This is a genomic window from Nocardioides sp. P4_G4 (genome assembly GCF_056401085.1).
This window is the reverse complement of sequence record NZ_JBFUKA010000152.1, coordinates 1-4,691: the sequence shown is the minus strand read 5'-3', so window position 1 is coordinate 4,691 and position 4,691 is coordinate 1. Positions and strand designations below refer to the sequence as shown.

General features: G+C 69.4%; 6 protein-coding genes. 1 reads left to right on the top strand and 5 read right to left on the bottom strand.

From position 1 onward, the window contains the following. From AC1DQF_RS21170 to AC1DQF_RS21150, 5 genes are all read right to left on the bottom strand, one after another. Window positions 1-289, bottom strand: a 289-nt coding sequence (locus tag AC1DQF_RS21170; protein WP_477527199.1) for an ATP-binding cassette domain-containing protein, incomplete at its 3' end; no start/stop codon positions are given. Next, window positions 279-1,037, bottom strand: a complete 759-nt coding sequence (locus AC1DQF_RS21165) for an ABC transporter ATP-binding protein (protein WP_477527198.1) — start codon at window positions 1,035-1,037, stop codon at window positions 279-281. The genes AC1DQF_RS21170 and AC1DQF_RS21165, both read right to left, overlap by 11 nt. Then, complete coding sequence (locus AC1DQF_RS21160) at window positions 1,034-2,143, bottom strand: branched-chain amino acid ABC transporter permease (protein WP_477527197.1); 1,110 nt, start codon at window positions 2,141-2,143, stop codon at window positions 1,034-1,036. Before AC1DQF_RS21160 ends, AC1DQF_RS21165 begins: the two co-directional genes overlap by 4 nt. After that, entirely contained in the window at window positions 2,127-3,005 is an 879-nt protein-coding gene (locus AC1DQF_RS21155) for a branched-chain amino acid ABC transporter permease (RefSeq protein ID WP_477527196.1), read from the bottom strand. Before AC1DQF_RS21155 ends, AC1DQF_RS21160 begins: the two co-directional genes overlap by 17 nt. Window positions 3,006-3,036: 31 nt before the next feature. Next, the gene (locus AC1DQF_RS21150) at window positions 3,037-4,263 is read right to left on the bottom strand and encodes an amino acid ABC transporter substrate-binding protein (RefSeq protein ID WP_477527195.1); all 1,227 of its coding nucleotides are present in this window, start codon (window positions 4,261-4,263) and stop codon (window positions 3,037-3,039) included. Between the two features lie 120 nt (window positions 4,264-4,383). On the opposite strand from AC1DQF_RS21150, the gene AC1DQF_RS21145 reads away from it, so the two are divergent. Continuing rightward, the coding region (locus AC1DQF_RS21145) for a LacI family DNA-binding transcriptional regulator (protein WP_477527194.1) at window positions 4,384-4,691 on the top strand (308 nt) is incomplete at its 3' end.

Sequence of the window (4,691 nt, the reverse complement as noted above, 5' to 3'; positions counted from 1 at the left end):
CGCTGTGGCCCTGGAGGACGTGGGAGAGCCCGGCGGTCAGCATCTGCTGGGGCGAGTTCTTCGTGACGTCCTGCCCGGCCACCCGGATGGTGCCCGAGCGGGGGGTGAGCATCCCGCTGGCGACCTTGAGGACCGTGGACTTGCCGGCGCCGTTGGGGCCGACGAGGCACACCACGGTGGCCGGCGGGACGGTGACGGTGAGACCGCGCAGCACCAGCGCGGCGCGGCCGTAGCCGGCCTCGATGTCGCGGAGCTCGAGCAGCGGCTCGGGGGCGATGTCAGATGCCAAGGTAGGCCTCCAGGACTCGGGGGTCGCTCTGCACGACCGACGGCGGTCCCTCGCAGATCTGGCGACCGCGGTCGAAGACGACGACGTGGTCGGACAGGCTCATGACGAGGTCCATGTTGTGCTCGACGATGAGGAACGTCTTGCCCTCCGCGTTGAGGTCGCGCACCAGGCTGGCGATCCGGTCGATGAGGGCGGGGTTCACGCCGCCCGCGGGCTCGTCGAGCATGATCGTCTCGGGGTCGCCCATCAGCACGCCGGCCAGCTCGAGGAGCTTCTGCTGGCCGTAGGAGATGTCGCGGGCCTCGCTGTGCTCGAGGTGGTCGATGCCCACGCGGGTCAGCAGCTCCCGGGCCCGGTCGACGTCGTCGTCGCTGCGGGCCGGTCTCACCAGGTGGCGCAGGCCGGTCGAGCGGACGGCGACCAGCATGTTCTCCATGACGGTCATCCGCGGGAAGATCCGGCACAGCTGGAAGCTGCGGCCGATCCCGGCCCTGGCGATCTTGTGGGAGGCCTTGCCGGTGATGTCGTCGCCGAGGTAGGTCGCGCGTCCGCTGTCGGGCTTGATCATCCCGGTGACGCAGTTGAAGAACGTGGTCTTGCCCGAGCCGTTGGGGCCGATGAGGGCGTTGACCTTGCCGTGGTGGAACTGCACGCTCGCCCCGTCGACGGCTGTGACGCCGCCGAAGGACTTGGTCAGGCCCTCGGTGGCGAGCCCGATGCGGGTCTCGGTGGCCAGTGCGTCGGTCATCGCTGGGCTCCTTCGGAGAGGCGGTCGGCCGCGTCGTCGTCGGCGGCGGTGGCTTCCTGCCCTGACGCCGTACGACGCTGCTCGGCCAGCTCGCCGGCACTGACCTCGCGGATGGAGGCGGCCTGGGGGCGGAACCGGTTGATGAGCTGGGACACGGCCGGGATGATCCCGTCGGGCATGAAGAGCACGACCAGGCCGAGCAGCAGGCCCATCGCGACGAGGTGGAACTGCGTGTCGCCGTACTGGTTCTTGAAGAACTCCACCGCGTAGCCGACGATCACCGCGCCGAGGAACGGGCCCAAGAGGCTGCGGATGCCCCCGAGCAGGCTCATCAGCACCATGTAGGAGCCGACCAGGATCGAGAACTGGAAGATCGGGTCGAGGAAGCCGAACCACAGGGCGTACAGCCCGCCGCCCAGCGCGGTGAAGAACGCCGAGATCACGAAGGCGACCAGCTTGTAGCTGAAGGTCGGCACGCCGAGCGACTGGGCCTTGTCCTCGTCCTCGCGGATCGCCTTGAGGCCGGTGCCGAAGCGGGACCGGTCGATGCCCCACCAGGCCAGCAATGCCACCGCGAGCAGGGCGGCGTGCAGGTAGAAGAAGCGCTCGTGCTGCTCGGGTCGCAGCACCGACTCGTCGAAGGGTCGCGGGACACGCAGTCCGTTGGACCCGCCGGTGAAGTCGCCCCACGACTGGAAGACCAGCAGCAGGATCAGCACCATCGCGATCGAGACGATCACGAAGGACGCGCCGCGGACGCGGAGGCTGGCGATGCCGATGGGCACGGCGAGCGCCGCGACGACCACGCCGCCGAGGAGCATCGCCACCCACGGGTTGAGGCTGGTGTGGATCACCAGCAGCGCGGTGGCGTAGGCGCCGAGTCCGGAGTAGGCGGCGTGGCCGAGCGAGATGTAGCCGGTGAACCCGCCGACGAAGTTCCACGACGTGGCGAGCACGGCGTAGCTCATGATGACGACGCCCACGGAGAGGATGAACGGGTCCGGGGCCAGGCTCGGGAAGGCCAGCACGGCGGCGGCCAGGAGGACCAGGCCAACGGCCTTGGCCGCGCGGGTGCCGCGGCTGGTGGTGTCAGAAGCGCTGGGCAAGACGACCTCCGAAGAATCCCTGCGGTCGCACCATCAAGGTGGCGAACAACGCGACGTAGAAGAGGGTCTGGGCCCAGGTCGTCCCGAGCGGGATCTGGAGCAGGCTCTGGCCGAGGCCGAGCAGCATGGCCGCGATGGCCGCACCCGGGATGCTGCCCAGTCCGCCGACCACGATGATCGCCATCAGTGGGCCGATCCAGTGCCAGTGGAGCGACGGGTAGATCGTGGAGTCGAGGGCGAGCGCCGTCCCGCCGATGGCCGCGGTGGCCAGACCCAGGCCGAAGCCGTACCCGGCGATCCGGTCGGTGTTGATGCCGATGAGTCGAGCGGCGTCGGGGTGCTGGATCGTGGCCCGCAGGGCCTGCCCGAACTGCGTCTTCTTGAGGATCAGGAAGAGCGCGCCGAGCGAGACCGCTGCCAGCCCGAAGGCGATCAGCTTGACCACCGCGATGTTGGCGCCGAACAGGTCGATGCTCTCGCCGCTGTAGGGCAGCCGGATGCGGCGCTGGGTGCCGCTGAAGACGAAGCCCAGCATCCCCTCGATGACCAGGGCCACCGAGAAGGTCAGCAGCACCGACATCATCGTCAGGGTCGCCGGACGCAGCCGCGAGATGAGCAGCCGCTGCATGAGCACACCGGTGACGAAGAAGAGCGGGACGGTGACCACGAGCGACAGGAGGGGGTCGAGGCCGGTCTCGGTGGTGAAGAACCACGCGAGGTACGCGGCGAGGATGAGGAACGCCGAGTGGGCGATCATCACCACCCGCATCACGCCGAAGTAGAGGGTGAGGCCGGCGGCCAGGAGGGCGTAGAGCCCGCCCAGCAGCACGCCCAGCACCAGGCTCTGGAAGAACAGGGACATCAGGACGCCTTTCGGTGGGTCGGTCGACCGGTCACCAGGTGGGCTTCTCGAGGATGAGGTCCGCCTCGGCGGCCTCCTCGGGCAGCACGATCCGGATCTTCCCGTCGACGTACTGCTGGATGAGGTGGGCGCCCTCGGGGCGGCCCTCCGCGTCCCACGTGAGCGGGCCGACAACGGTGTCGACCTCGTTGTCGCGCAACCAGTCGATGAGCTGCTGCTGGCACTCCGGGTCGGGGTCGGCGCAGCCGACGGCCTCGACCGCGGCGGCCACGACCTGACCGGTCGTCCAGGCGTTGGCCTCGTCCTCGGCCGGCGGGCTGCCGTGCGTCTCGGTGTAGTACTCCACGAACTCGGCGTTGGTGGGGTAGGTCGCGTCCGGGGTGTAGCCGGTGGGGGAGAGGATGCCCTCGGTCTCGTCGCCGATCGCCTCGGGGAACTCCGGGTTGGTGGGCGCGGTGGAGAAGGCGGCCATCTTCGGCTGGTAGCCGAGCTGGCGCAGCGACACGATCATGTTGACCGCGTCCTGGTACTGCGTGCCGCCGACCACGACGTCGGCCTTGCTGTCGGCGATCTTGGCTGCGATCGAGCCGAAGTCGGTGGTGTTGGGCGGGTAGACCTCGTCGACCACGGTCTCGACGCCCATCGCCTCGAGGCGGGTCTTCAGGCCGTACGCCGTGCCCTGCGCGAACGGGTCGTCCATGGCGGCGTACGCGGCGGTCTTCGGCCGCTCGCCCTCGGGCAGCGCCTCGATCGCCTCGGCGAGGTAGTTGTAGTGGTCGTCAGCGACCGCGGGGGCGGCGTAGAAGAGGTTGTCGAAGCCCTGGGTGAAGACCTCCTCGGCGGCGCCCGCGGGCTCCACGAAGAGGAAGCCGTAGTCCTTGGCGACCTGCGCCGCAGGCACGACCAGGCGGGTGGAGAAGGGGCCGAAGACCAGGTCGACGCCGTCCTGGTTGATCAGCTTCTCGTAGTCGGAGGCGACGCGGTCCGCGTTGGACTGGTCGTCGAGGATCGTCAGCTCGACGTCACGGCCCAGCAGGCCGCCGTTCTCGTTGACGTAGTCGGCCCAGGCCTCGTAGCCGCGCTGCACGCCCTTGCCCGGCTCGCTGAAGTCACCGGTGAGCGGCAGGGAGATGCCGATGGTGATCGGCCCGTCGCCGGCCTCGCCCTCGCTGCCCGAGCCGGAGCTCATGCAGCCGCTGAGCGTGAGGCAGGAGGCCAGGGCCAGGGCGCCGAGCCGGTGGGGGGTAGTGACCTTCATGTCGCTCCTCTACGTGAACGTAAGCGCTTTCGTAAGCGCTTTCGGCTACTGTAGGCAGCGCAGGCCGGATGTGGCAAGGGTCACAGCGAATTGAGTGCGGAACAGTCGGGAGGCGGACAGGTGGCGAAGGAACGGCCCACGCTGCGGTTGCAGGACGTCGCCGAGGCGGCCGGTGTCTCGATCGCCACGGCCTCGCGCAGCCTGTCGCGCTCGACGGGCGTCAGTGAGGAGGTCGCCGAGCGGGTGCGCGACGTCGCCCGGCAGATGGGCTACATCGCCAACGTGCACGCCCGCAGCCTGGCCGGTGGAGCTTCGCGCTCGGTCGGCCTGCTCGTGCACGAGATCGGGGACCCCTACTTCACCGAGATCGCCAGCGGGGTGCTGCACGTCGGCGCCCGGGAGGGCCTCACCGTCCAGATCTGCCACAC